Raw genomic sequence first — 26,181 nt, forward strand, 5'->3', positions numbered from 1 at the left:
TTCATGAGCGAAGCAAATATTCCCCAGACACCAGAACTTAGCCAAGAGGGCTTAGCTGAAGACTTGGCACGTGCCGATTTGTATGGCCTGCTCTCAAACTTATTTTTTCAGCCACCAGATCAAGTATTGCTCGATCAAATTAGCGCATCTGGAAATGCAGATAACCCAGATAATCAGGCACCATTGGCAAGTGTTTGGACCGACTTGGTTGAGGCGGCCAAGCATAGTAAGGCATCGGATTGGAAGGCCGAATACGACAGTAGTTTTTTGGGAGTCGGCAAACCCAATGTGTTTTTATATGGCTCCTACTATCTCGCTGGGCATTTGCATGAAAAGCCGCTCCTAGACATTAGGCGCTCACTTTTGCAATTTGGACTGGAGGCCTCTGATTCAGTTGCCGAAACCGAGGATCATATTGCAGCCTTATTTGAGGTCATGCGTTACCTCATCGCAGGGGAGGATGTGGAGATAGCGAATTTGACTAATCAGCGAATATTTTTCAACGATCATATTCGCCCTTGGTATGACGAATTGTGCGATGCAATCGACGCTGATCCGGAAACCCATTTGTACAAAGCCGTCTCGGCGCTGACCCGAGAGTTTTTGGCGATTGAGGGTCAAAGTTTTGATATGGTTTAGTCAAATTCAATTGACACCATCGTTTTTGCATTTAAGGGTAAATCCTAGCGTCTAAAACATGCAAAAACTTACATAAATATTTCAATTCTTCTAAACTCAAAGTGTTGATATGCATCAACTATATTCGTGTAAAGGAATATTTATGGACAGCAAAAAAGTTGTAGACGCTCAAGAAAAATCCAAACCATCGCGTCGTAAATTTTTCATTGGCGCGGGAGTCACTGTTGGTGCGGCTGCTGTTGCTTCTCAAACACCGCTTGGTCAGGCGATTGTTCAGGATGTTGCTGAGGCAATTACCAGTAAGCCTGATGGCTATCATCTGACCGCTCACATTAAGAAGTATTACCAAACAACGCTCGTTTAATCGAGCGTTTTTTATTGAACGAACTTATTTATCGCTTATCGCAGGAGTCTCACCATGAGCCTAACTCGCAAATCAACCTCAACCTCTAGCCGGGTTCCATCGCAACTGATTGGTAGCCTATCCCGCGGATTGCGTTCAGCAGTTCCAACTATGGACCGCCGTACGTTCTTAAAACGTTCCGGTATTGGTGTTGGTGCTGGTATTGCCGCTACTCAATTAAATATGCTCCAAAAAGCGAATGCGGCTGAGACCAAAGCGATGCTTGATGGCAAAGGCAAGATTGAAGTGAAGCGCACAGTTTGTACCCATTGCTCAGTGGGGTGCTCGTTTGATGCAACCGTTGAAAATGGGGTTTGGGTTCGTCAAGATCCCGTGTTTGAATCGCCTATCAATATGGGTGGCGCATGTGCAAAGGGCGCTGCATTACGTGAGCATGGGCATGGCGACTATCGTTTGCGCACCCCCATGAAGTTAGTGGATGGCAAATACCAGAAAATTTCTTGGGATCAGGCGCTTGATGAGATTACCGCCAAGATGAAAGATCTGCGTTCAAAGTACACGCCAGACTCCATCTTCTTTATTGGCTCATCAAAGTACAACAACGAGCAAGCCTATTTGCTTCGTAAGTTTGTGTCGTTCTACGGTACCAATAATACCGACCACCAGGCGCGTATTTGTCACTCGACCACTGTTGCAGGTGTAGCAAATACCTGGGGTTATGGTGCAATGACTAATAGCTACAACGACATGATGAACTCGAAGGCGGCGTTATATATCGGCTCGAATGCTGCTGAGGCGCACCCTGTTTCCATGTTGCATATGTTGCATGCAAAAGAGAATGGTTGCAAAGTCATCGTGGTCGATCCGCGCTATACCCGAACCGCCGCAAAATCGGATCAATATGTGCGGATTCGTTCTGGTACAGACATCCCATTCCTCTTTGGTGTGCTGTATCACATCTTCCAAAATGGTTGGGAGGACAAGAAGTACATCAACGACCGTGTCTTTGGTATGGACGACATTCGCAAAGAGGTCATGGAAAAGTGGACCCCAGCTAATGTCGAAGAGGCTTGCGGAGTTCCAGAGGCGCAAGTCAAGCGAGTTGCAGAAACTATGGCTAAGAATCGTCCTGGAACGATTGTTTGGTGTATGGGGCAAACGCAGCACACCGTTGGTAATGCCATGGTTCGCGCTTCTTGCATCTTGCAATTAGCGCTCGGTAATATTGGCGTGTCCGGTGGTGGCGCCAACATCTTCCGTGGCCACGATAATGTTCAGGGCGCAACCGATGTTGGTCCAAACCCAGATTCTTTACCAGGCTACTATGGCCTTGCCGCTGGTTCGTGGAAACACTACGCTGCTGTATGGGGTGTTGACTATGAGTGGATTAAGGGTCGCTATGCCCCTGACATGATGGAGAAGTCGGGCACTACCGTTTCTCGTTGGGTTGATGCCGTCCTTGAAAAAGATGACATGGTTGATCAAGCCACCGCAGTGAAAGGCGTGTTCTTCTGGGGCCATGCACCAAACTCCCAAACCCGTGGCTTGGATATGAAGCGCGCCATGGATAAATTAGACCTTCTGGTAGTGGTCGATCCCTATCCAAGCGCAACGGCTGCAATGGCAGCGATGCCACCTGCTCCTGGTGGGACGGTTAATAAAAACCGCGCGGTGTATTTGCTACCAACTACAACTCAGTTTGAGTGCGCAGGTTCCGCAACCGCATCGAATCGTTCAGTGCAGTGGCGCGAGAAGGTGATCGATCCGCTCTTCGAGTCTGTTCCTGATCATGTTCTGATGCAAGCTTTTGCTGACCGCTTGGGCTTTGGAAAAGAGCTCTCGAAGAACTTCAAGATGTTAGATTCTAAGTTTGCTGGTAAGAACTGGAAAGAGCCCGAAGTTGAGTCGATCTTGCGCGAAATTAATCAGGCCGTTTGGACGATTGGTTATACCGGCCAGACACCAGAGCGTTTGAAGGCACATATGCGCATGATGAGCGTGTTTGACCCGAAAACACTGCGCTCACGTGGTGGCAAAGATCCAGTTACTGGTTATGACACAGCCGGTGATTATTTTGGATTGCCATGGCCATGCTTTGGTAATGCCGCGCTCAAACACCCTGGTTCACCTAACCTTTATGACACAAGTAAGCACGTGATGGACGGTGGTGGTAATTTCCGAGCCAACTTTGGTGTTGAGAAGGATGGTAAGTCACTCTTGGCTGCTGATGGTTCGTTCTCGAAGGGTGCTGACATCAAAACTGGATACCCAGAGGTAGACCATGTTTTCTTGAAGAAGTTAGGTTGGTGGAATGAGCTCACTGAGGATGAGAAAAAAGCTGCCGAAGGAAAGAACTGGAAGACCGACCTTTCTGGTGGAATCATCCGTGTCACCATGAAAAACCATGGCTGCCATCCATTTGGAAATGCTAAAGCACGTGCCGTGGTTTGGAACTTTCCTGATCCAATTCCAATTCACCGCGAAGCGCTCTATAGCACTCGTCCAGACATGGTCGCGAAGTACCCAACCCACGATGACGTGAAGACCTTCTGGCGCTTGCCGACCTTGTTTAAGACAGTTCAGAACAAAGCAATTGAAGATAAGCTTTATGAAAAGTTCCCCATCATTTTGACCTCGGGTCGCTTAGTGGAATACGAGGGTGGTGGTGAAGAGACTCGATCGAACCCATGGCTTGCAGAGTTACAGCAAGAGAACTTTGTGGAGATTAATCCGAGTGCAGCAGCCCGGCGAGGTATCAAAAATTGGGACTTTGTTTGGGTGAAATCACCAACGGGTGCCAAGATCAAGGTGCGCGCATTAGTAACCGAACGCGTAGCCCCAGATACTGCCTTTGTGCCTTTCCATTTCTCGGGATGGTGGGAAGGAAAAGATCTGCTCGATTTTTATCCAAAAGGAGCCTATCCGATTGTTCGTGGTGAGGCCGTTAATACCGGCACCACTTATGGATATGACCGCGTAACCATGATGCAAGAGACCAAGACCACGATCTGTCAGATCGAAAAGGCTGCTTAACTAACACCGCAAAGTCAGGAGATTAACTATGGCAAGAATGAAATTTATCTGCGACGCAGAACGGTGTATTGAATGCAACGGTTGCGTTACAGCATGTAAGAACGAGAATGAGGTACCTTGGGGTGTTAATCGCCGAAGGGTAGTTACCATTAATGATGGTGTCGTTGGTGCTGAAAAATCCATCTCAGTAGCATGTATGCATTGTGCAGACGCACCATGTATGGCTGTTTGCCCAGTCGATTGCTTCTATCGTACCGATGAGGGCGTGGTACTTCATAACAAGGACACCTGCATTGGATGCGGCTATTGTTCATATGCCTGTCCATTTGGCGCACCTCAGTTCCCAAGCTCTGGCGTGTTTGGTTTACGTGGCAAGATGGATAAGTGCACCTTCTGCAGCGGTGGTCCCGAGAAGAACGGCAGCGTCGCTGAGTTCGAGAAGTATGGCCGTAATCGTCTAGCCGAGGGTAAGTTGCCACTCTGTGCTGAGCTATGCTCTACTAAAGCGCTCATCGGTGGCGATGGCGATGTAATTGCCGATGTGTTCCGAACCCGTGTGGTCAAGCGGATGGCTGCTGGTAAGAATGCTGGAGCCGATGTATTTGGTTGGGCAACTGCTTACGGCAAACCCAATGCTCCCGCACCCGCTGCTAAACCAGCCGCTGGAGGTAAATCATGAAACTCGCTATAACGAGCGCCTTAGTTGTAACCGCTTTATTGGCTGGCTGTAACGAGGCGAATGTGGGTACCTCAGCGTCTAAGCGACCCGATATGGCTCCTTACATGGGTGCTGATAATGGGTTTATGGCGAAAGGTTGGAAACCAGGTGATCAGGCGAGCTGGAATGCTGAGATTACGAAGCGGAATCAGTTTCAGTCTGAGTACAGCAGAATCAAATAAAAATTAGAATAATTTGGAGATGATCCGATGAATGCATCCTTTGGCTCTGTAATACGATCCATCCTGTTGGCAGCAGGTCTTGCTATCAGCTCTCTAAGTATTGCTCAACAAGGAACCGCCCAGTCGCCGACTCCTCAGAAGGTTGAGTCAGTCAATATTCTGGATGTTGGACGGTCATCGAATGCAACTACTCAAGCTGCCATTGAGGCGGGTAAAAATCAACCAGGAAACAATGCGCCAATCTGGAGAATGGTGAATAGCGACGAGGTGCATTACACCTCCCTACCAGGGGCTGAAAATGGTGTATTAATCCAAAAGACCGGGCAAGAGTGGCGCTTAATTCGTAATGGAGTGATTACTGTTTACGGGGCTTGGTTGCTGACAATCGCTTTTTGCGGAATTGTTGCCATGTACGTCTTTAAGGGCACGATTAAATTGCATGAGCCGATGTCTGGACGCAAAATTCAGCGCTTCACTTTGCTAGAGCGCATTACTCATTGGACCATGGCGTTTACCTTTGTGGCACTTGCCTTTACCGGCATCATGATCTTATGGGGTAAATATTTCTTATTACCATTAACAGGGCCAGCATTCTTCGGAACCTTCTTATTGGTTTGCAAAAATGTGCATAACTTTGTGGGCCCCGCATTCACTGTCAGTATCGTAGTGTTCTTTATTCTCTTTGTCCGCAGAAACCTTCCTGAGAAGGGCGATATGGCCTGGGCGCTTGGATTTGGTGGTTTGATCTCAGGCAAACATATCCCTGCTGGATTTTTTAACTTCGGTGAGAAGTTCTGGTTTTGGGTTGGAATGGTGATTTTAGGCTCCGCAGTATCCGCATCTGGATGGGTGCTCGATATGATCGTCCCATTTATTCAGATTGAATACTGGCGTGGCACCATGCAGATTGCCAACATCATCCATGGTGTGGGAGCGATTTTGATGACTGCCCTTGCGCTCGGGCATATCTACATCGGTACGATTGGTATGCAAGGCTCAATCGATGCCATGAAAACAGGGTATTGCGATGAGACTTGGGCTAAAGAGCACCATGAGCTTTGGTATAAAAAATTAGGAAAGGGGTAATTCACATGAAACGTTTGCTTGTTGGTTCTGTCTGTTTAATTGGATCAACCGTCGCCCTAGCTGCATTACCACCCCCAACCCCACAGCAAGCCGAGGCAGCAGCTCTTGCTAAAGCAAAAACTGCTTATGCAGGAACCGTTGCCAGCTATCAGCTTTGCCAATCCATAAATGCCATTGCGATGAAATATAAAACAGCAGGTACGCCCAATCCTGCCCCTTGTGTTGCGCCACCCCCATTTGTACCTCCTGCAACAGCCTCAGTCGCACCAGCGCCTGCACCTGCTAAAAAATAACTCAATATTTCTTAATAGGAATCCCCAAGGCGACCCTTGGGGATTTTTTATTTGACAGCGGGATTGAGGGTATATCGTCCAGTGATCTGTGCGCTAGCCAAAATATGACGCTGTAAGGCTGCTAATGCAGTTTTGCCATCAAAGGTGGAACCCAAACCAAGCGATGGCGTATCGAGGGCATAGACCGTAAAAATATAGTGATGCCAAATGCTGTCATTCCATGGCGGGCAAGGGCCATCGTAACCAAAATAATTGCCCTTCATTTCAGCGTCACCTGAGAACCAAGCGGTGTAATCATTGATCCCGTGTAAGGCGCCGTGGTGTGTTCCAGGGCCGGGTTTACCTCGGGGCACCACTTCGGTTGAGTAGTGACCTGCTGGGATCTCAGTGATCGTCTTGGGAATATCGACCATGACCCAGTGAAAGAAATCAATGCGGGGTAGGGATGCGCTCACCGTTTTACCTTCTTGATTGACGTCATCCGGTTTGGAGGGTACATCTGGATCATGGCAAATCAAAGCAAATGATTGTGTGCCAGCGGGAATATCCTCCCACCGCAAATGGGGATTGTGATTTGACCCAAGACATACATGTCCACGATCATTAGGAATGCAAAACGCATACTGTCCTGGAATCACTGCACCATCTTGAAAGCTTGAACTGGTGAGTCGCATAGGGTCTCCTAATATTGAATAATTGACTTATTGTGCAATAAATTCGCGAGCAAGAAACTGGGAACCCTCTTTGGTCTGAGGGTTTTTAAAGAAGGCATCGGGGTGGGTAATTTCTAGGATTTTGCCGTCTTGCATGAAGATGAGATTGGACGCTAGGCGCTTCACCTGGGCCATATTGTGAGAGGCAAATAAAACCACCTTCCCATCTCTGGCAAGCTCAGTAATCATCTGCTCTACATCATCACTGGCATTGGGATCTAGATTAGCGGTGGGCTCATCGAGAAGGACTAATTTGGGGTTTTGTAAGCGAGCTTGGGCAAAGCAAAGCTTTTGGCGTTCCCCAGCAGAAAGGCGTTGAGCGGGATTATTAGCTAAATGCGCAATTCCAACAGATTGCAAGGCCTCATCAATTGCTTGATCGCTAATGGTTCGATGGGTATCCCTTAATAAGCTAAGGTGCTCTCTAACCGTGGCTTTGAGCATGGGGGTGTAATGAAACACCAGTGCACTCTCATCGGACGTGAAGGGACGTTGGCATTGACCCTGCGATGGCTCAATTAGGCCATGGATTAAGCGTAATAAGGTTGTTTTCCCAGCGCCATTGGGACCAATCAGGGCAGTAATACCCGCTAGGGGAACTTGAAGATCGCCAGATTGCAAAATAATGCGCCCATCACGGATGACCTCAACATGATGTAGGCTAAGCAATTTATCCATAACGTCGCTCCGCAACTTGTCGAACGACAAATATGAATATATTTGCCAATATCACAATACCAAGAAGGACAATTCCCAAAGACAAGGCAAACGCAAGATCGCCTTTGCTGGTTTCTAGTGCAATCGCGGTGGTCATGGTACGCGTTACCCGATCAATATTGCCGCCCACAATCATTACCGCCCCGACTTCTGAGATCGCCCGGGCAAAACCAGCCAGAATGGCGATCGTGAGTGAGAAACGACAATCCCAAATGAGCCACTTAAGACGAGCAAAGTAGGGTAGACGCAGAGCCATGAAGGTGTCGCGATGGATTTTCCAAGAATCCTCTAGTAATTGGCGGCTAAGTGCTGCAATTAAAGGGGTGGTGATAAAAAACTGAGCCACGATCATTCCCTTGACCGTAAATAACCAGCCCCACTCGCCAAAAGGACCGCTTCTTGACAGAATCAAGTACACCAAAACGCCCACAATCACTGTCGGTATCCCCATCATGCTATTCAGGATCACGATTGCAACGCGCTTACCCGCAAACTCTTCGGTGGCTAGCCAAGCCCCAAGCGGTAAGCCCACCAAGGTCCCCAATATCAGGGCCGTGATACTCACCTGCAAAGAGGTGATGACAATGCGCACAATTGCCGCATCGAGATGGGCTAGCAGTGCAACGGCATCAAGAAAGGTGGAGCTCATGAGCGAGAATCATTAAAAGGATCATTGGATTCTAACAATCAATGCTCCCTAAGTCTCGGTGGCACAATGGTGTGATGTCAATTACTGTTTGTGTCTTTTGTGGATCTCGACCCGGTTCTAATCCGAGCTGGTCGACTGCCAGTAGCCAATTGGGCTCTGAAATTGCTAAGCATGGCTGGCGACTCGTCTTTGGGGGTGGCGGGGGAGGTCTAATGGGTGATCTGGCCCGAGGTGCTCTGGCATCCCATGGCAATGTAATTGGCATTATCCCCAGTTTTTTGACTGAGGCAGAGGCTGTGATTGAAAATTTGGCGGAGCTTTACGTCGTAGAAAGTATGGTTGCCCGCAAAGAGATGATGATTGAGCTCTCCGATGTTTTTGTGGTTCTACCAGGCGGTATTGGTACGATCGAAGAATTGTTTGAGGTGTGGACTGGTAATCATGTCAAGGCGTATAGCAAGCCAATCCTGATTGTGAACCTAAATGGTTTTTATGACTTGCTGCTTCAATTTACTCAACAACAGTTCGATGATGGCTTTTTAATCGAGCGTCATTTCAGCTATATCACGGTAGTGAAGACAATTCCTGAGGCAATTGCATTTCTTCAATTGAAGGCGCGGTAATTCAGTATCATGAATGTCATGGCGGATGTCATTTGTTTATGTAATCAAATTTGGGACGAGGATTTACGAGAGTACTTGGCAACCCATGAAATTAACTCCATCGAGGAGTTGCGCCAAGAGGCATCAATTTGTAATAAGTGCATGCAATGCGAAGAGCTCGTTCAAACTGAAATTTATCATGCGCGCATTCGACGCCAGCAACATTCATCCTAGTGCAATCCAGCCCGCCTCAGGTTTGCGGGTGGTCACGATTAATATGCATAAAGGGATGTCACCCCTCAAAATTGATTCGACCGTCTATCGTTTACGTCAGCGTTTGAGATCTCAACATCCCGATTTAATCTTCATTCAAGAGCTACAACAAGAGAACATCCGTCGACAGAAACGTTTATCCACCTGGCCGAAGCAAGAAATCACCCATTTTCTGGCTGATGGATTTTATGCAGATTGGCATTACGGCAAAAATGCCGAGTATCGACATGGTCATCACGGCAATGCCATTCTTTCCAAATTTCCATTGCATAAAGGAGATAACTACGATATTTCAGCCTATCGGTTTGAGCGTCGCGGTCTCTTGCACTCTATTATTCAATTAGCAGAGGGCCCGCCCATCCATTGCTTTTGTGTACACCTGGCCTTATTGCAACGCGGACGTGAGCGCCAAGTCGATACCATCTTGCAGCACATTGAGACTCTATCAAAGCATGAGCCCAGTATTATTGCGGGTGACTTTAATGATTGGCGTAATTCTGCGAGTGAGCCGATGGGTGAGGCTGGCTTTGTGGATGCGTTTGAGAGTTTGTATGGTGCCCCGGCTAAAACCTTCCCAAGTGCGAAGCCGATGTTAGCGATGGATCGTATTTATGTGCGTGGCTTAAAGATTCAGAAGGCGCAGGTATTAACCGAATGGTCAAAATTATCAGATCATTTAGCTGTATATGCAGAGTTAGGTCACTAATATGATGCACCTGTTCACCGGCACCATTTTTGGCTATCACGTCCCGTGGTTTGTGATCCTGCATGTCGTGATTGCGATCTTATTTTTCCTGCGGATCATCTGGGTTCGACGCCCAGTGGGGGTAGCAGTCTCGTGGCTATTGATTATCGTTTCCTTCCCAATTATTGGCCTGATTCTTTATTTGACCATTGGTGAGCGACCCGTTGGCCGAACGCTGACAAGCAAGATCATTCGCATGGAAAAGGAGTACGTCAAAATTAGTAAGGCAATGCGTCAGTTGCATGAGCCCGACCGCGCCCTTTTGCATCAGGATGCGCATGCGATTAGCCTACTTGCGCAGGCCAAGAACGGTACACCAGTGGCCGCTGGTAACCAGATCGAACTGTTTACCAACTCGCTGGAGATCCTGCAGCACTTCATTGATGAGATCAATCGTGCCCAAAAATCCATTCATATGGAGTTTTATATTTGGTCGCTGGGTGGTGATGCTGACCGAGTGGGCGAGGCCCTGATTACAGCTTCCAAGCGCGGAGTGAAGTGCCGTGTTTTGCTTGATTCTTTGGGAAGTTCTAGCTGGTTTAAATCTGCTTGGCCAAAGCGCTTTGCAAATGCCAAGATTGAGGTGACCGAAGCTCTACCAATTCAGTTTGGCCGTTTTCAGTTCCGGCGCGCCGATCTGCGTTTACACCGCAAGATATTCATCATTGATGGTGAGACAGCATGGACTGGAAGTATGAACTTGGTTGATCCCCGAACCTTTAAACAGGACTCTGGAGTGGGGGAGTGGGTCGATGCCATGGTTCGTATTCAGGGACCCGTGGTGTCCCAGTTTGAACTTACCTTTTCATACGATTGGAGTGTTGATAACCCACGGGTAATGCACTTTAGTGATCGCGATGGTCTCAATAAAAAGCCGGCTGGTAACGCTTTAGCTCAGGAGTTCTCGTCTGGACCAGTTTATCGAGACGATATTCTTTATCAGGTCTTGCTCTCTGCGGTACTCGATGCGCGCCAGGAGCTCGTGATTACCACCCCGTACTTTGTTCCGGATGAGGGTCTGGTCCAGGCGTTAATGGCAGCCTCTCACCGTGGAGTGAGGGTGAAGCTAATCGTACCGCGCCTGAATGATTCAACTTTGGTTGCTTGGAGCAGTCGGAGTTTTTACAGTACTCTACTAGGTGCGGGTGTTGAGATCGCTGAGTTTAAAGGAGGCTTATTACACACGAAGAGCCTTTTAATTGATGAGCGGATTGCTATTTTTGGATCGGTCAACTTCGATCAGCGCAGCTTACGTCTTAATTTCGAAATCAGCCTCATTGTGTACGACCAAACCTTCTGCACTCAACTTAAACAGCTAACTACCAGTTATCTTAAACGCTCACAGATCATTAATCGAATTGGGTGGGAACGCCGCCCACGGTGGCGAAGACTGTTGGAGAACACAGCGCACCTAGCATCGCCCTTGCTTTAAATCGCTCCGGCTTGTTTTAGCTGCTGGATCGATTCTGCAGAATGCCCGAGTTCTTTTAGGATTGCCTCAGTGTGTTCACCGATCCCCGGTATTTTGTCCATCCGATACTCATAGGCAGTATTGATGCCTGGAGGTAATAGGGCGGGGATTGAGCCATTGGGAGATTCCACCGAATGCCAACGTCCGCGCGCACGCAATTGTGGGTGATTCCAAAACTGATGCATATCATTTAGGGAGGCATTGGCAATCTGAGCCTCCTCGAGTTTGGCTAAAACCTGTTCGCTCGTCATTGCAGAGAAGATCTTCAAGATAATGGCATTGAGTTCCACACGGTTTTCATTGCGCTTGAAGTTTTTATCAAAGCGGGGATCGGTCGCAAGCTCAGGCTGCAAGAGTACTTTCTCGCAAAACAAAGCCCACTCGCGCTCATTCTGAAGGCCCAACATAATCGTTTTGCCATCGCCGGCTAAATAAGGACCGTAGGGAAAGATAGTGGCATGCGAAGCACCGGTGCGCGGTGGCGGAGAGGCGCCATCCATACTGTAATACATCGGGTAGCCCATCCACTCTCCAAGCGCTTCTAGCATGGAAATATCGATCACTGACCCTTTGCCCGTCTTTTGTCGCTGGAGAAGCGCTGCCAAGATATTGGTATAGGTATACATACCTGCTGCAATATCTGCAATGGAAATACCAACCTTGCTAGGGGTCTCAGGTGTTCCAGTGATGGATAAGAGTCCCGCTTCACTCTGAATCAGTAGGTCATACGCTTTTTTATCCCGATACGGCCCATTCTCACCATAGCCAGAGAGATTGCAATAAATTAATTTGGGATTGCTTGCTTGTAATGCTTGGGCAGTAAGGCCCATCCGGGCTGCTGCGCCCGGCGCAAGGTTTTGGACAAACACATCGGCAGTCTCTAGTAATTGACGCAGGATAGTAAGCGCAGGCTCGTGTTTGAGATCGAGAGTCAAACTTTCTTTGGAGCGATTCACCCAGGTGAAATGCGAGGACATCCCTTTGGCGCGTTGATCGTAGTTGCGAGCAAAGTCACCGGCGCCAGGCCGTTCAATCTTGATGACGCGGGCACCAAGATCCGCTAGCTGACGAGTAGCAAAAGGCGCCGCGATGACATGCTCGAGTGCAACGACAGTAATACCGTCTAAGGGCCGCATCACTAGAATGAGCGTGGTAAGCCAAGCAAATGCTCGGCCACATACGAATAGATGAGATTGGTCGAAATCGGAGCAACTTGATAGAGTCGGGTTTCTCTAAACTTACGCTCGACATCGTATTCACAAGCAAAGCCAAAGCCCCCATGTGTTTGTAAGCAAACATTGGCGGCTTCCCAGGATGCCTTGGCTGCTAAATACTTCGCCATATTCGACTCAGCCCCACAGGGCTCTTGTCGATCAAATAGCTCGCAGGCCTTAAAGCGCATCAAGTTTGCTGCCTCGGTCTCAATATAACTATCGGCAATCGGAAACTGAATACCTTGGTTCATGCCAATGGGGCGATCAAAGACCACACGCTCAGTAGCGTAGCGGCGTGCGCGATCGATAAACCAATAGGCATCACCAATGCACTCTGCAGCAATGAGTGTGCGCTCAGCATTTAAGCCGTCCAAAATATATTTGAAGCCCTGACCTTCGGTGCCGATCAAGTTCTCGGCTGGAATCTCTAACTGATCAAAGAAGACCTCATTGGTTTCGTGATTGACCATGTTGGCGATGGGACGCACTTCCATTCCTTTACCGATTGCCTCATGGAGATTGACGATGAAGATGGACATACCTTCCGACTTTTTCTTGACCTCCGAGAGGGGAGTGGTACGCGCTAACAAGATCATTAAATCCGAATGCTGAATGCGCGAGATCCAAACTTTCTGACCATTGATGATGTAGCGATCCCCTTTCTTGGTTGCAGTAGTCTTTAGCTTAGTCGTATCGGTTCCAGTAGTGGGCTCAGTCACTGCCATACTTTGCAGTCGCCATTCACCCGAGGCAATCTTCGGCAAATATTGTTGCTTCTGTTGCTCTGAGCCGTGACGTAGCAAGGTGCCCATGTTGTACATCTGACCATGGCAAGAGCCAGCATTGCCTCCAGAGAGATTGATTTCTTCCATGATGACGGAGGCTTCAGCAAGACCCAGCCCAGAGCCACCATATTCCTCAGGAATTAAAGCTGCCAACCAACCCGCATCGGTCATTGCTTTTACAAATGCTTCAGGATAGCCGCGCTCGTGATCAATTTTTTGCCAATAGGCAGAGTCATAGCGCGAGCAAAGATCGCGAAGCGCTTCGCGCATTTCCTGATATTGGTCTGGTTTTGGAATACTTAATGCCATGATTAATTCAGTAGTTTATTAGTGATGTCGATGGTTTGATAAGGGAGCTGATCTACTGGCCAAGCACCAGATTTATTACTCTCAAAAATCTTTTTGAGATCTAAGGTGACATAACTGGTGCGGTTGGCATAATTCGAGATATGCCATTGTTGGTTATTGAGATCTTTGATGTTGACCCACTGGGTGTAATCCGAGACAACTTTCTCACCATCTTTGGATGCGGCTACACCAATTGGAATATCAACATTATTCAAAATATGACCAGTGAGTTGCACGCTCTCAGCGCGGTTGTTTGGTGGTGCAGCAAGTTGGCGTAAGTACGCAGCCCGAATAAATCGTGAGGGCGGGGTGTAATCCGCAGGCAAGCCCATCAGCCCACCACCTTGACCAAGCTCTGTAACATTTTGGCCATTCACCGTAACCGCGCTGCGAGCAAAATTGGTTAGGTTAATGTAATTTCGAGCATTGGTAATGTGCCAATCGTAGGTTGGGGAGTTCGTTAATACGTTTGCGACATTTTCGTGGATACGCATTTGACCTTTAACGAACTCGATTACGATGCTGGCACCTGTGCGATCAGTGAACACAAAATGTAACCAGGGGGGTGTTGGGCCTGAGGGAAGGCTTGAGTCATACCAAACTTTGAAGCGTGGAATCTCTTTGCGTAATTCGGCGACATTGGCAAACATTCCCAAGGCAAGCGTTCCAAAATCCAGAATCGAGACATAGTCCAAATCTTTGGGGGTAACGGTTTGATATTCAGTAAAGCCAGGAAGGAAGTTGCCACTCATCCCTAAGCCGGCACTATTTTGACCCTCAAGCAGAGCAGGTGCGCCCGGCAAGATTCCAGGGGAGATTCCGAGAACAGCGTATTTGGTAATGAACTGGATTGGAGGTAACTTGAGATTATCGGGAGCCGTGGTACGAAATTTAGTTCCTTGTGGGAGGCTGTTGATGGTCCATTTCATATCAAAGGCCCACTCCATGGTGCGACCAGCAATGACCGTGCCATCTTTGGCCTGAATATTGACCGCAGTACAAGCAAACGAGCTGTGAAAAAAACTAAGTAGCGTAAGACCAACCAACCATTGTTTCATTGTGACTCTCCAACTCAAGATTCGGAATCTTGTAGTTTAATCTAGATACTTTCTTGATTGATGGGGCTAATTGCCATGCAACAAATCCTCTCCGGTATTCGTGTCCTAGAGCTTGGCCAATTAATTGCGGGCCCCTTCGCAGCGAAGACCTTGGCGGACTTCGGGGCGGAGATTATTAAAGTCGAGTCGCCCGGGGATGGCGATCCATTGCGCAAATGGCGTATGCTGCATGAGGGAACCTCGGTCTGGTGGCAAGCGCAGTCTCGTAATAAGCAATCGATTTGCATTGACTTGCGCCAACCCGAGGGTCAGGATATCGTGCGACGTTTAGCCCAAGAGGCGGATGTTCTGATTGAAAACTTTCGGCCCGGCACGATGGAGAAATGGGGCATGGGTTGGGATGCATTGCATGCGCTTAATCCGAGCTTGATAATGTTGCGTGTTTCTGGCTACGGACAAGATGGACCGCGTCGCGATGAGCCTGGCTTTGCCGCTATTGCGGAAGCAACGGCTGGATTACGATATTTAACTGGACATCCCGGGCAGGTGCCTGCGCGCGCGGGCTTATCACTCGGTGACACGATTGCTGGCTTACATGGCGCCTTGGGTGTTTTGCTTGCACTCTATGAACGTGATGCTCGAGGTGGTCAAGGGCAGATGATTGATGTGGCGCTTTACGAAGCAGTGTTTAATCTGACCGAGAGCCTTTTACCGGAATACCATGTCTTTGGTGCAATTCGTCAACCAGCAGGAGGGGCATTACCAGGCATTGCCCCATCAAATGCCTATCCTTGTATTGATGGCCAATACGTATTAATTGCCGCCAATGGAGATTCATTATTTAAGCGATTGATGGATCTGATCGGTCGTAACGATTTAGGCAACGATCCTGAATTGGCGCGTAACGATGGGCGGGCTAAACGTGCTGACGCCATTGATGAAGCAATTGGGCAATGGACGAGCCAACGAACCCTTGAAGAGATTCTGGCTGCTCTACAGGGTATTGCTGTTCCTGCTGGACGTATCTATAGCGCGAAAGATATTGCGGAGGATCCGCACTACCGTGCGCGCGGTGTGATTGAAACCATTGAGAGTGCAGACGGTTTAAAAGTAGAGATGCCAGGCATCATTCCGAAGCTCTCCCAAAATCCTGGGCAAATTCGACATCGCGCACCGACACTTGGCGAACATACTGAATCGGTTCTCATGAAGCACGGATTTACTGTTGAACAGATTCAGACTTTGAAAGACGCCGGCGTTCTGCATTAATGGAAGCCCTCATTCATTCCATGATGGATTGGTTTGGTATGCCCACCGTGGGTCTGCCGGCGGTATTTATTGTGGCGGCGGTATCCGCCACTCTTATTCCAATGGGCTCCGAACCCGTTTTGTTTGCATACGTCAGCTTAAATCCTGAGGATTATTGGTTGGCAATTGGTGTGGCAACCCTGGGCAATACCCTGGGCGGCATGATTAATTGGTGGCTGGGATTACTCGCGCGAAATACCTATGAGTCATTGCGAGGAGAGACCCATTCACGCGCCCAAGCCTGGCTAGAAAAACGAGGGCCACCAATGTTGTTACTCTCGTGGTTACCAATCATTGGTGACCCTTTATGTTTGGTAGCAGGTTGGTTGCGTCTGCAATGGTTACCGTGCATGATTTACATGGCGGTTGGTAAGCTACTGCGGTACATCACTCTCACATGGCTGCTAACCTCGATACCCAAGTCCTTTTGGCAAGAATTAGGCCGACTCATAGGTCTATGAGAAGATAGTTGTCTTATTGGTTCAAACGAGGGTTTTTTGGAATGCTTCTAAAGGGTAAAACCGCCTTAGTGACGGGCTCAACGAGTGGTATTGGACTGGCGATGGCTAAGGCCATGGCCGCCCAAGGCGCCAATGTGATGATGAATGGCTTTGGTGATAAGGATGCGGCAATTGCCGAGGTCAAGGCCTACGGAGTGGAAGTGGATTATCACGGCGCCGACATGAGTAAGCCCGATGAGATTGCACAAATGATTGCTGCTACCGAAAAACGCTTTAGTGCAATTGATGTGCTCATTAATAATGCGGGGATTCAGCATGTCGCCAGTGTGGAAGATTTTCCAGCAGAGCGCTGGGACGCGGTGATTGCGATCAACTTAAGTTCGGCATTTCATGCAACGCGTTTAGCACTACCAGGAATGAAAGAACGTAATTGGGGCCGCATTATTAATATTGCCTCCGTTCATGGTCTTGTGGCTTCTATTCAAAAAGCAGCATACGTAGCGGCAAAGCATGGCATCGTAGGCTTAACTAAGGTGGTTGCGCTTGAGACTGCCCGTACCGGAATTACTTGCAATGCCATTTGCCCAGGTTGGGTGTTAACCCCCCTTGTTCAAAAGCAAGTGGATGCACGCGCCCAGCGTGAGAATATTTCGAATGATGCAGCTAAATTAACATTAGTCTCCGAGAAGCAGCCTTCGGGTGAATTTGTGAAACCAGAGCAACTCGCTGCATTAGCCGTATTTCTGTGTGGACCGGATGCATCTGAAGTCCGTGGTGTTGCCTGGAATATGGACGGCGGCTGGACGGCGCAATAATTAATCACTCCAATCAAAATAAGAAGAACTTCGTCATGCAACGAATTGTCATCGTAGGTGGTGGGGCAGGAGGGTTGGAGCTAGCAACCCGTCTAGGCGATCGATTTGGTCCTCGCAAAGGAAAGCCCGGTCGTTACTCTATTACCTTGATTGATAAAAATCGCACCCATATTTGGAAACCAAAACTCCATGAGATTGCCGCTGGCAGTATGGATTTGGGCGACCATGAAGTTGATTACATTGCGCAAGCCCACTGGCATCACTTTACCTATCGCATTGGTGAGATGATCGGTTTGGATCGCGAGCGCAAAGAGGTGATTGTTGCGCCATATAAGGATCACCTGGGTACCGAAATTACCCCACAACGCTCTATTCCTTATGACGTTCTCGTCATGAGTATTGGAAGCCTCAGCAATGACTTTGCGACTCCCGGCGTTGAGGAATACGCCTTACGTTTAGAGTCTCAAGACGATGCCAAAAACTTTCATCATCAAATGCTCAATGCGATTATTCGAGCTCAGGCACAAAGTAATCCACTTTCGCCCGATCAATTGCACGTAGCCATTATTGGCGCAGGGGCAACTGGTGTTGAGCTTGCTGCCGAACTGCATCGCACCACGCGCGAAGTTGTTTCGTACGGTCTTGATCGAGTAGACCCTAATAAGGACTTAAAGGTAAGCGTGATCGAGGCAGCCCCCCGAATCTTGCCAGCCTTGCCGGCGCGACTCTCAAACGCGACTGAAGCCTTATTGCAAAAGATGGGTGTTGAGGTTATTACGAACAAGAAAGTGGCGCGGGTATTTCCAAAAGAAGTTCAATTTAGTGACAACACGAGTCTGCCCGCTGAATTGATTGTGTGGGCAGCCGGAGTCAAGGCGCCTGATTTTCTCAAAGACATCGGGGGCTTGGAGACGAATCGAATTAATCAGCTGGTGGTGCTGCCGACCTTACAAACGACGCGTGATCCTGACATCTTTGCCATGGGCGACTGCGCGGCCTGCCCTTGGCCAGAAGCAAACGAGGGGCAGGGCGGCTTTGTACCGCCGCGAGCCCAAGCGGCCCATCAACAAGCCTCTCATTTGTTTAAGCAAATCCAATTGCGTCTTGAGAACAAACCCCTGAAACCATACCGCTACCGTGATTTTGGTTCCTTGGTATCTTTAGGGAAGTACAGCACCGTTGGTAATATGATGGGCGGCCTGATTGGTGGCAACCTCATGATCGAAGGCGTCTTTGCCAAGCTAATGTATTTGTCTTTGTACAAAATGCATGAGCTGGCATTGCATGGCTGGGCCAAAGTAAGCCTTGATACCTTGGCGCGCATGATAACGCGCCGTACCGAACCCCACGTTAAATTACATTAATTGAGTTCGGAACGAACTTGAGTAGAGCGATCCCAAAGATTGGGGATCTGCGATGAGGAGTAACCCGAAACAAAGTTTTTGACAAAACCTGTTTGTGGGTCGTAGACATGGCGCTTCACAGCACCGATATTGCCCCCATAAACATGGATACTGATCGAGGGTTTGTCGTCAAAGGCATTCTTCACAATATGAATATCCCCAATGCTCGGGCTGACCTCATCCACATCACCAGGCAATAAGGTTTCTTCATGACCGACAGCCTCTAATTGACCAGCCGCATTGCGGGCGTAGCGTTGACCTTTTTCAGAGCCCCGCAGCATGCCAATTAGACCCCAGACCATGTGATCATGAATTGGAGTGGCTTGGCCTGGTCCCCAAACAAAACTGACGACCGAGAATCGCTCCAGTGGGTCGGCGTGTAATAAGTATTGCTGGTAATACTGAGGGTGGGGAACTGCGCAAAAATCCGGTAACCAAGAATCCGTCTTAATTAACTCTTGTAATAGCGCTTTAGCTTTGGGTCGAACAATATCCTCGACTTGGCTCTCGCCGACCAGTTGGGTCATTTGAGTCACAAAGTGCCGTAATGGGGCAATTGGATCGGTCACAGCAGGATTTGTCATAGATCCATTATATGAATACTTTGGGGATTTCCCCAGCAAGCAGCGATTGGCAAAGACCCCTAAAATATCAGTATTCCATTCATTACACCCTAGGGGAAATTTATGTTTGACCCCATCCTGTTGAGCCGGATCCAGTTTGCCGCCAACATTACCTTTCATATCCTATTTCCCACCATCACGATTGCCTTAGGCTGGGTCCTGTTTTATTTCAAGATCAAGTTCAATCGCACTGGTGAAGTCTATTGGCAAGAGGCGTATCAATTTTGGGTCAAAGTATTTGCTTTGACCTTCGCTTTGGGGGTTGTAAGCGGTATCACGATGAGTTTTCAGTTTGGTACTAATTGGCCAGGCTATATGGAGACCGTCGGCAATATTGCTGGACCTCTACTTGCTTATGAAGTACTGACCGCCTTCTTTCTTGAGGCGACGTTTCTGGGCATCATGTTATTTGGTGCAAAGCGCGTTTCACAGCGGGTGCACACCCTAGCAACGTTCTTAGTAGCTTTTGGAACCACTTTGTCGGCATTTTGGATCATTGTTCTCAATTCCTGGATGCAAACTCCCCAAGGCTTTGAGATGATCAACGGCCAGGCCCATGCGGTGAGTTGGATGGAAATCGTCTTCAACCCATCCATGCCATACCGCTTTGCACACATGATGACTGCTTCATTCCTAACGGTGTTCTTCCTGTTAGCAGGTTTATCAGCCTATCGCTATTTACAGGGTAGTCGTACTCAAGCAAATAAAGCCATTCTCAAGTTTGGCATCGTAGCGGCCGCGATTGTGACCCCCATTCAGATTTTCTTAGGGGATATGCATGGTCTCAATACCCTCAAATACCAACCAGCCAAATTAGCAGCGATGGAAGGAATTTGGGATACTGGTAATGGGGTTCCGGCTGTTTTGTTTGCCATCCCCGATGAAAAAACCCAATCTAATAAGTTCGAGATTTCGATCCCGAAATTGGCTTCACTCTATCTCACCCATGACTGGAACGGTGAGGTCAAGGGCTTAAAAGATTTTGATAAGACCCCACCAGTCAAACCAGTCTTCTTTGCCTTTCGCATCATGGTTGGAATTGGAATGTTGATGTTGGCTTTATCTTGGTATGGGTGGTGGCGGATGCGTAAAGGACAGGATCTACCCAATTGGTTGGCCCGTGCTTTTGTCTGGATGACCTTTTCAGGATGGGTAGCAGTGGTTGCTGGTTGGTATGTCACTGAAATTGGACGTCAGCCTTATTTGGTGCATGGCGTTCTGACAACCGCAGAGGCTGCCACAAAATTGCCGGGTGGCATGGTATTTAGCAGTTTGATGATGTATTTGTTTCTCTACCTTACTTTGATCATTGCCTATATCTGGGCGATTTTCTATATGGCACGACAGGCAGACAAAAAGAGTGCGGATGCGGTACCAGTTGTAATTCAGTCTTCATCTACCTCTTTGCAAACGTAGATGATTCCAGCAGATTGGTCCCAAGCTTCCGTCTGGCTCCCCTTGTTTTTCTTGGGGGCGATGGGCTTTGCGATGTTGTCGTATGTGGTATTGGATGGCTACGATTTGGGAGTTGGTATTTTGCTCAATCGTGCTGGAGATGCCGACAAAGATGTGATGATTTCCTCGATCGGACCTTTTTGGGATGCCAATGAGACCTGGTTGGTACTTGGAGTCGGTATTTTGCTGGTTGCTTTTCCATTCGCACACGGTATTGTTCTGACCGAACTCTATTTGCCAGTGGCGATTATGTTGGCTGGGTTGATTCTGCGTGGGGTGTCATTTGATTTTCGGGCTAAGGTGAACTTAGCGCAAAAGCCGCTCTGGAACTTCTTATTCTATTTTGGTAGCTTAGTAACTGCTGTAGCGCAAGGTGTAATGATTGGACGCCACATCATTGGCTACGAGTCTGGCTTATTAGGCTGGATTTTTGCTGCACTTGTCGGAATTTGTTTGCCAGCAGGGTATGCCTTGCTGGGTTCAACCTGGCTCATCATGAAAACGGAGGGAGCATTGCAGTTGCGAGCGATTTCATGGGCGCGGACAAGTTTGTGGCTAACTGGATTGGGCATTGCCTTGATCTCGGCAGCAACACCGTATTTCAGCCCAGAAATCATGAGTCGTTGGTTTAGCTATCCGAATATTATTTACTTGGCACCTATTCCGATCGCAACTGCACTCTTATTTTTAATCACGGATCGAGCGCTGCACCAGCTCAAAGCGAATCCCAGCCAGCGGGAATGGTTGCCATTCACAGCAACGGTTGCAATTTTTTGGCTATCGTTTTTTGGAATTGCCTATAGTTTGTTTCCTTATTTGGTTGTCGATCGTATGACGGTGTGGCAAGCAGCCGCATCGACTCAATCGCTGTGGGTCATCTTCTGGGGCGCGATTGTGGTATTACCAACGATTCTGGCCTACACCTTGTTCTCCTACCGTATCTTTAAGGGCAAAACACAGCCACTGAGCTACTACTAATGAGATCGTTAGAATAAGGTATTCCATTCACAAGAGTGCCTATGAACACCGCTGATCTTTCTGCCTTAAAACCACTTGCCGGAATTCGTGTTCTTGAGATTTGCAATGTCGCCGCAGGACCATTTTGCGCTTTGCTGCTCGCCGATCTCGGAGCCGATGTCATCAAGCTAGAGAACCCAGGTGCCGGGGATACACTGCGTGCCTGGCCTCCCCACACCGGTCCTGAGAATGATCGCTTGAGTGAGAACTTCGCCTCTTTAAATCGCAATAAGCGATCAATTACCTTGGATTTAAAAAATCCGGATGATAAACAAAAAGCCAAGGCTTTAATTGCGAATACGGATGTTCTGATCGAGAACAATCGCCCTGGTGTGATGAAACGCCTTGGCCTGGATTTTGACTCAGCCCTAACTATTAATCCAAAACTGATTTACTGCTCGATCTCGGCCTATGGTCAAACGGGACCACGCGCTAACGAAGGTGGCTTTGATGTCACGATTCAGGCGATGAGCGGCATCATGAGTGTGACTGGAGAACCCGATGGAGCCCCTGTCAAATGCGGCGTGCCAGTCGCGGATTTCACAGCTGGTTTGTATGGCGCAATGAGTATTTGTGCGCAATTACGAGCTGTGGCGCAAACGGGTAAGGGTGTTCATATTGATGTGCCAATGATGGGTACCTCGTTAGCAATTGCTGCCTTGCAAACCTCGGAGTACTTTGGAGTTGGCAAAGATCCAGTTAAATTAGGTTCAGCTCATCCTCGCAATGCCCCTTATCAAGCATTTAAGGCCAAAGACGACTATTTAGTCATGGCAGCCGGCACACAGGCCCTTTGGGAAACCGTTTGTCAGATCTTGAAGAGCCCAGAGCTTTTGCAAGACGAACGCTTTACTAGTACGGCACTGCGGGCAAAAAATCAAATCGCTTTAAAAGAATTGATTGAGGCAATCTTAAAACAAGATACAGCCGCCAATTGGATTGCGCAATTTAGTCAAGCAGGTGTACCGTGCTGTCCAATCAATCAATATTCCGCTGTTTTAAATGATCCACAAACCCTTGCGATGGGTTGGGTGCAGCCCATGGTGATGGCCAATGGTCAAGCAACAAAAACGGTGATTAATCCAATTAAATTCAATGGCGCAACAGCTCCCATCGAGCGCAGACCGCCGCGCTTGGGTGAGCATAATTCTGAGATCGTGGAGTAACTATGAACACCATACGGATAGAGCATTCGGGTCACATCAAGCGAGTCACTCTTAATCGTCCAGAGAAGCGCAATGCGATTAGCTATGAGATGGCTTGTGAGTTGCTCGCTGTCGTCAAGGAGGCGGAGACCGATGGCACTCGCTTACTGATACTGCGAGGTGAGGGCCAGGGTTTCTGTGCCGGCTTTGATTTCTCAAACTTTGATGATGCGAGCCCTGGCGATCTACTGTTGCATTTTGTGCGTATTGAGCAAATGCTCCAAGCGATTGCGCATGCACCTTATGACACGATGGCATTGGCCCATGGACAAACGATTGGAGCGGGGGCTGATTTGCTCTTGGCATGTCGTCACCGGGCGGGTTCGGAGGATATGCGCATGATGTTTCCTGGTGCCCGTTTTGGTTTGATCTTGGGATCGCGGCGATTAGCCGAGTGTGTGGGCTCTGATCGCGCGCAGCAGCTCATTGGAAATCCACGTCGCATTGATGCGCATCAAGCTAAAGATTTTGGGATCCTCACTGCAGTCTTAGAGGCGACTGATTGGCATGCGTATGAAGCACAAGTTTTGGAGCATATTTTGGAGATCCCACCCGATGCTCGTGCGATCGCACTGCATGCCTGCAAACGCGATACCCGTGCGGTTGATTTATATGATTTAGTCCAATCAGGATCAGTGCCGGATATTAAACACCGTGTTGCTGAGTATCTCGCAAAGGTGAAAGCTGCAGCGAAGAAGTAAAGAAGAGAGAAGTATCTAACTCTGACAGATCTTGTCATACAGGCGATCTACTTTGCCTGCCAGCAGAACCTGACTTGGTAAGGGGCGATCGACCAGGGTACGCAAATCTACTGCGCACTCGAGTAATAAATCAAGGTTCATGTTGGTATGAAAGCCCATTAGATCCAACATATGAACCAATTCCTCGGTGCAAATATTCCCAGTAGCTCCTGGAGCATAAGGGCAGCCACCCAATCCGCCCAAAGACGAATCAAACCGCACAATGCCTGCTTGAACTGCAGCTAAGGCATTGGCTAAACCCATGCCACGCGTATTATGAAAATGCAGGGTCCACTGCGTATCGGGATATTTGGATTGAGCCTTCTCGCAAATTTCTGTGACCTGACGAGGATTTGCCATACCGGTTGTGTCGCAAATGCTAATACCGCGAACCCCTTGATCAACAAAATGATTAATCCAATGCATTAGTTCATGGATGGGGGTCATGCCGCTCATCGGACACCCAAAGCTAGTTGAAAGCGAGATATTGACGGCCACCTTGGATTGATGTGCCAAGGCAATTACCTCACTCAGAGCTTTGGCAGAATCAGCACGAGACATACGCAGATTGGATTGATTGTGGGTCTCGCTAACTGACATCACGAGATTAAATTCATCAACACCGACTGCAAGAGCGCGCTCAGCACCGCGTAGATTTGGGATTAGGACTGTATATTCGACCCCAGGGACGCGCTCAATGCCACGCATCACGGCCTCCGCATCAGCCAGCATCGGAATAGCCTTGGGGCTTGTAAAGGATGTCACCTCAATCTTGGCATAGCCAGCGCGACTTAGGCGATTAATTAAGCGAATCTTCTCTTCTGTGGGAATGAAACGCGGCTCTGCCTGAAAGCCATCGCGAGTAACCACCTCTTGGATGTAAATCCGAGTTGACGGATTGATATGAGTTTGACCGGACATACAAGCTCGTTCGTTATTAGCAAAGAATCATTGACACCTTATTTTAATTAAGAAAACCCCATTTCGGGATGGAAAAAACAAAAATTCCAGAATGGTCTATAGTTACAGCACCGAGTTTTTATCAACGTGTTCGCTCTGTTACTAAAAAAGGAAAAAAATGGAACATACATTGCCCCAGTTGCCTTATGCACTTGATGCGCTTGCACCTTATATTTCAAAGGAGACCTTGGAGTATCACTATGGCAAGCATCATCAGACTTATGTGACTAATCTCAATAACCTCATCAAAGGTACCGAGTTTGAGAACTCGAGTCTCGAAGACATTGTCAAGAAATCATCCGGCGGTATCTTTAATAATGCCGCTCAAGTATGGAATCACACCTTCTATTGGTTTGGTTTAAAGCCAAATGGCGGCGGTGCCCCAACCGGTGCCTTGGCGGATGCGATCAATGCAAAGTGGGGCTCATTTGATAAGTTCAAAGAAGAGTTCACCAAATGCGCAGTTGGTACTTTTGGATCGGGCTGGGCCTGGTTAGTCAAGAAAGCGGATGGTAGCCTCGATTTAGTATCGACCAGCAATGCTGCGACACCATTAACAACCGATGCGAAGCCTCTGTTGACCTGTGACGTATGGGAGCACGCGTATTACATTGATACTCGTAATGCTCGTCCTAAGTATGTCGAGAATTTCTGGAATCTCGTGAACTGGGATTTTGTTAGCAAAAACTTTGCAGCGTAAATCCAGTAAGAAATCCATATGACATCCATTCTGAGCTCTTTAGGCAAGACCGTTCTGGTCGGATTTATCCTGCTTACCCTGATTGTGATCACCCTAGGGGGATCCAATGTGGGGAGCTCAGCGTGGATTACTTTTGTATTTCGCTTCCTGCATGTGATTTCAGGGGTGATGTGGGTGGGTCTATTGTGGTATTTCAACTTTGTACAGATTCCATCCATGCCAAAGATTCCGGATGAACAAAAGCCTGCGGTGGCGAAAGTGATTGCACCAATGGCCTTGAAATGGTTTCGGTATGCAGCGATGGCTACGGTATTAACCGGATTTATTCTGGCTGTACTCAATGGCTATGCCCATCAAGCTTTCACACTTCAGCAGCCTTTCTTAGCAATTGGCCTGGGCATGTGGATTGCTCTGATTATGGCCTTTAATGTTTGGTTCGTGATTTGGCCCAACCAGAAGCGCGCCCTCGGAATTGTGGAAGTAGATGCCGCGACTAAAGCAAAGTCTGCACGCGTCGCGATGCTCACTTCGCGGATCAATACCATTTTGTCGATCCCCATGTTGTATTTGATGGTGGCTCAGCAAAACGGCGGTTTGTAAGAAA

At 48.3% G+C, this 26,181-nt stretch carries 29 protein-coding genes; 21 read left to right on the top strand and 8 right to left on the bottom strand.

Going from position 1 to position 26,181, the window contains the following annotated elements; genetic code table 11:
* Positions 1-3 precede the first annotated feature (3 nt).
* The 7 genes from QUE62_RS03120 (at position 4) to QUE62_RS03150 (ending at position 6,315) form a co-directional block, all read left to right on the top strand.
* Positions 4-639, top strand: coding sequence for a TorD/DmsD family molecular chaperone (locus tag QUE62_RS03120; RefSeq protein ID WP_286262225.1), 636 nt, complete (start codon positions 4-6; stop codon positions 637-639).
* A gap of 142 nt (positions 640-781) precedes the next feature.
* Entirely contained in the window at positions 782-1,003 is a 222-nt protein-coding gene (locus QUE62_RS03125) for a formate dehydrogenase (protein WP_286262227.1), read from the top strand.
* 54 nt (positions 1,004-1,057) lie between these two features.
* Positions 1,058-4,036 (top strand): formate dehydrogenase subunit alpha, encoded by a 2,979-nt coding sequence (locus tag QUE62_RS03130; protein ID WP_286224380.1) that lies wholly within the window; start codon positions 1,058-1,060, stop codon positions 4,034-4,036.
* Positions 4,037-4,064: 28 nt separating this feature from the next.
* Positions 4,065-4,715: a formate dehydrogenase FDH3 subunit beta gene (gene fdh3B / locus QUE62_RS03135; protein WP_286224382.1), complete on the top strand. Its 651-nt coding sequence runs from the start codon at positions 4,065-4,067 to the stop codon at positions 4,713-4,715.
* A complete protein-coding gene (locus QUE62_RS03140) occupies positions 4,712-4,936 on the top strand; it encodes a hypothetical protein (protein WP_286225888.1) in 225 nt (74 codons plus the stop codon). Before fdh3B ends, QUE62_RS03140 begins: the two co-directional genes overlap by 4 nt.
* 27 nt (positions 4,937-4,963) lie before the next feature.
* Positions 4,964-6,022, top strand: coding sequence for a formate dehydrogenase subunit gamma (locus tag QUE62_RS03145; RefSeq protein ID WP_286224384.1), 1,059 nt, complete (start codon positions 4,964-4,966; stop codon positions 6,020-6,022).
* A 5-nt stretch (positions 6,023-6,027) separates the two neighbouring features.
* Complete coding sequence (locus QUE62_RS03150; RefSeq protein WP_286224385.1) at positions 6,028-6,315, top strand: hypothetical protein; 288 nt, start codon at positions 6,028-6,030, stop codon at positions 6,313-6,315.
* A 47-nt stretch (positions 6,316-6,362) separates the two neighbouring features.
* Here QUE62_RS03150 and QUE62_RS03155 read toward each other — a convergent pair whose 3' ends face one another.
* From QUE62_RS03155 to QUE62_RS03165, 3 genes are read right to left on the bottom strand one after another with little or no spacing between them, the layout of a single operon-like run.
* Positions 6,363-6,989, bottom strand: a complete 627-nt coding sequence (locus tag QUE62_RS03155; RefSeq protein ID WP_286262230.1) for a YbhB/YbcL family Raf kinase inhibitor-like protein — start codon at positions 6,987-6,989, stop codon at positions 6,363-6,365.
* Between the two features lie 27 nt (positions 6,990-7,016).
* Entirely contained in the window at positions 7,017-7,706 is a 690-nt protein-coding gene (locus QUE62_RS03160) for an ATP-binding cassette domain-containing protein (RefSeq protein ID WP_286262232.1), read from the bottom strand.
* The gene (locus QUE62_RS03165; RefSeq protein ID WP_286224388.1) at positions 7,699-8,394 is read right to left on the bottom strand and encodes an ABC transporter permease; all 696 of its coding nucleotides are present in this window, start codon (positions 8,392-8,394) and stop codon (positions 7,699-7,701) included. The genes QUE62_RS03160 and QUE62_RS03165 overlap by 8 nt, the downstream gene beginning before the upstream one ends.
* Before the next feature lie 74 nt (positions 8,395-8,468).
* Between QUE62_RS03165 and QUE62_RS03170 the strand changes: the two genes are divergently transcribed.
* Genes QUE62_RS03170 through cls form a run of 4 tightly spaced genes read left to right on the top strand, consistent with a single transcriptional unit; the run spans position 8,469 to position 11,446 of the window.
* The gene (locus QUE62_RS03170) at positions 8,469-9,017 is read left to right on the top strand and encodes an LOG family protein (protein WP_286262235.1); all 549 of its coding nucleotides are present in this window, start codon (positions 8,469-8,471) and stop codon (positions 9,015-9,017) included.
* Positions 9,018-9,035: 18 nt separating this feature from the next.
* A complete protein-coding gene (locus tag QUE62_RS03175) occupies positions 9,036-9,230 on the top strand; it encodes a (2Fe-2S)-binding protein (RefSeq protein ID WP_286227205.1) in 195 nt (64 codons plus the stop codon).
* The gene (locus QUE62_RS03180; protein ID WP_286224391.1) at positions 9,196-9,975 is read left to right on the top strand and encodes an endonuclease/exonuclease/phosphatase family protein; all 780 of its coding nucleotides are present in this window, start codon (positions 9,196-9,198) and stop codon (positions 9,973-9,975) included. The genes QUE62_RS03175 and QUE62_RS03180 overlap by 35 nt, the downstream gene beginning before the upstream one ends.
* Position 9,976: 1 nt before the next feature.
* Positions 9,977-11,446: a cardiolipin synthase gene (cls, locus tag QUE62_RS03185; RefSeq protein WP_286262237.1), complete on the top strand. Its 1,470-nt coding sequence runs from the start codon at positions 9,977-9,979 to the stop codon at positions 11,444-11,446.
* Here cls and QUE62_RS03190 read toward each other — a convergent pair.
* Genes QUE62_RS03190 through QUE62_RS03200 form a run of 3 tightly spaced genes read right to left on the bottom strand, consistent with a single transcriptional unit; the run spans position 11,443 to position 14,890 of the window.
* On the bottom strand, positions 11,443-12,621 hold the full coding sequence (locus tag QUE62_RS03190; protein WP_286224717.1) for a CaiB/BaiF CoA transferase family protein: 1,179 nt from the start codon (positions 12,619-12,621) through the stop codon (positions 11,443-11,445). The two genes, cls and QUE62_RS03190, sit on opposite strands and share 4 nt — an antisense overlap.
* Positions 12,622-12,623: 2 nt before the next feature.
* Positions 12,624-13,793 carry an acyl-CoA dehydrogenase family protein gene (locus tag QUE62_RS03195; RefSeq protein WP_286224394.1) on the bottom strand — a complete coding sequence of 390 codons (1,170 nt, stop codon included), beginning with the start codon at positions 13,791-13,793 and terminating at the stop codon, positions 12,624-12,626.
* A 2-nt stretch (positions 13,794-13,795) separates the two neighbouring features.
* Positions 13,796-14,890: a choloylglycine hydrolase family protein gene (locus QUE62_RS03200; protein WP_286262239.1), complete on the bottom strand. Its 1,095-nt coding sequence runs from the start codon at positions 14,888-14,890 to the stop codon at positions 13,796-13,798.
* A gap of 75 nt (positions 14,891-14,965) precedes the next feature.
* On the opposite strand from QUE62_RS03200, the gene QUE62_RS03205 reads away from it, so the two are divergent.
* The 4 genes from QUE62_RS03205 to QUE62_RS03220 are packed head-to-tail and all read left to right on the top strand — an operon-like array spanning position 14,966 to position 18,838.
* On the top strand, positions 14,966-16,159 hold the full coding sequence (locus QUE62_RS03205; protein WP_286224396.1) for a CaiB/BaiF CoA transferase family protein: 1,194 nt from the start codon (positions 14,966-14,968) through the stop codon (positions 16,157-16,159).
* Positions 16,159-16,659 (top strand): YqaA family protein, encoded by a 501-nt coding sequence (locus QUE62_RS03210; protein WP_286224397.1) that lies wholly within the window; start codon positions 16,159-16,161, stop codon positions 16,657-16,659. The genes QUE62_RS03205 and QUE62_RS03210 overlap by 1 nt, the downstream gene beginning before the upstream one ends.
* A 41-nt stretch (positions 16,660-16,700) precedes the next feature.
* Complete coding sequence (locus QUE62_RS03215) at positions 16,701-17,474, top strand: 3-hydroxybutyrate dehydrogenase (protein ID WP_286262241.1); 774 nt, start codon at positions 16,701-16,703, stop codon at positions 17,472-17,474.
* A 35-nt stretch (positions 17,475-17,509) separates the two neighbouring features.
* Positions 17,510-18,838, top strand: a complete 1,329-nt coding sequence (locus QUE62_RS03220) for an NAD(P)/FAD-dependent oxidoreductase (RefSeq protein ID WP_286224398.1) — start codon at positions 17,510-17,512, stop codon at positions 18,836-18,838.
* Here QUE62_RS03220 and QUE62_RS03225 read toward each other — a convergent pair.
* Positions 18,835-19,461, bottom strand: a complete 627-nt coding sequence (locus tag QUE62_RS03225; protein WP_286262243.1) for a cysteine dioxygenase family protein — start codon at positions 19,459-19,461, stop codon at positions 18,835-18,837. The two genes, QUE62_RS03220 and QUE62_RS03225, sit on opposite strands and share 4 nt — an antisense overlap.
* Positions 19,462-19,563: 102 nt before the next feature.
* On the opposite strand from QUE62_RS03225, the gene QUE62_RS03230 reads away from it, so the two are divergent.
* Genes QUE62_RS03230 through QUE62_RS03245 form a run of 4 tightly spaced genes read left to right on the top strand, consistent with a single transcriptional unit; the run spans position 19,564 to position 23,878 of the window.
* Positions 19,564-20,916: a cytochrome ubiquinol oxidase subunit I gene (locus tag QUE62_RS03230; protein WP_286262245.1), complete on the top strand. Its 1,353-nt coding sequence runs from the start codon at positions 19,564-19,566 to the stop codon at positions 20,914-20,916.
* Complete coding sequence (locus QUE62_RS03235) at positions 20,917-21,933, top strand: cytochrome d ubiquinol oxidase subunit II (RefSeq protein WP_286224401.1); 1,017 nt, start codon at positions 20,917-20,919, stop codon at positions 21,931-21,933.
* Positions 21,934-21,974: 41 nt separating this feature from the next.
* On the top strand, positions 21,975-23,138 hold the full coding sequence (locus QUE62_RS03240) for a CaiB/BaiF CoA transferase family protein (RefSeq protein WP_286225908.1): 1,164 nt from the start codon (positions 21,975-21,977) through the stop codon (positions 23,136-23,138).
* Positions 23,139-23,140: 2 nt separating this feature from the next.
* Positions 23,141-23,878, top strand: coding sequence for an enoyl-CoA hydratase/isomerase family protein (locus QUE62_RS03245; protein WP_286262246.1), 738 nt, complete (start codon positions 23,141-23,143; stop codon positions 23,876-23,878).
* Positions 23,879-23,893: 15 nt separating this feature from the next.
* On the opposite strand, the gene QUE62_RS03250 is transcribed toward QUE62_RS03245, so the two are convergent.
* Positions 23,894-24,838, bottom strand: a complete 945-nt coding sequence (locus QUE62_RS03250) for a hydroxymethylglutaryl-CoA lyase (RefSeq protein WP_286262248.1) — start codon at positions 24,836-24,838, stop codon at positions 23,894-23,896.
* A gap of 157 nt (positions 24,839-24,995) precedes the next feature.
* Here QUE62_RS03250 and sodB point away from each other — a divergent pair, with 157 nt between their 5' ends.
* Together sodB and QUE62_RS03260 are read left to right on the top strand one after the other, a co-directional pair.
* Entirely contained in the window at positions 24,996-25,577 is a 582-nt protein-coding gene (sodB, locus tag QUE62_RS03255; protein WP_108508142.1) for a superoxide dismutase [Fe], read from the top strand.
* Positions 25,578-25,595: 18 nt separating this feature from the next.
* Positions 25,596-26,177 (top strand): urate hydroxylase PuuD, encoded by a 582-nt coding sequence (locus QUE62_RS03260; RefSeq protein WP_286224405.1) that lies wholly within the window; start codon positions 25,596-25,598, stop codon positions 26,175-26,177.
* Positions 26,178-26,181: the final 4 nt, after the last annotated feature.

This window comes from Polynucleobacter sp. HIN9, from assembly GCF_030297635.1.
In the GTDB taxonomy this organism is placed as follows: Bacteria; Pseudomonadota; Gammaproteobacteria; order Burkholderiales; family Burkholderiaceae; genus Polynucleobacter.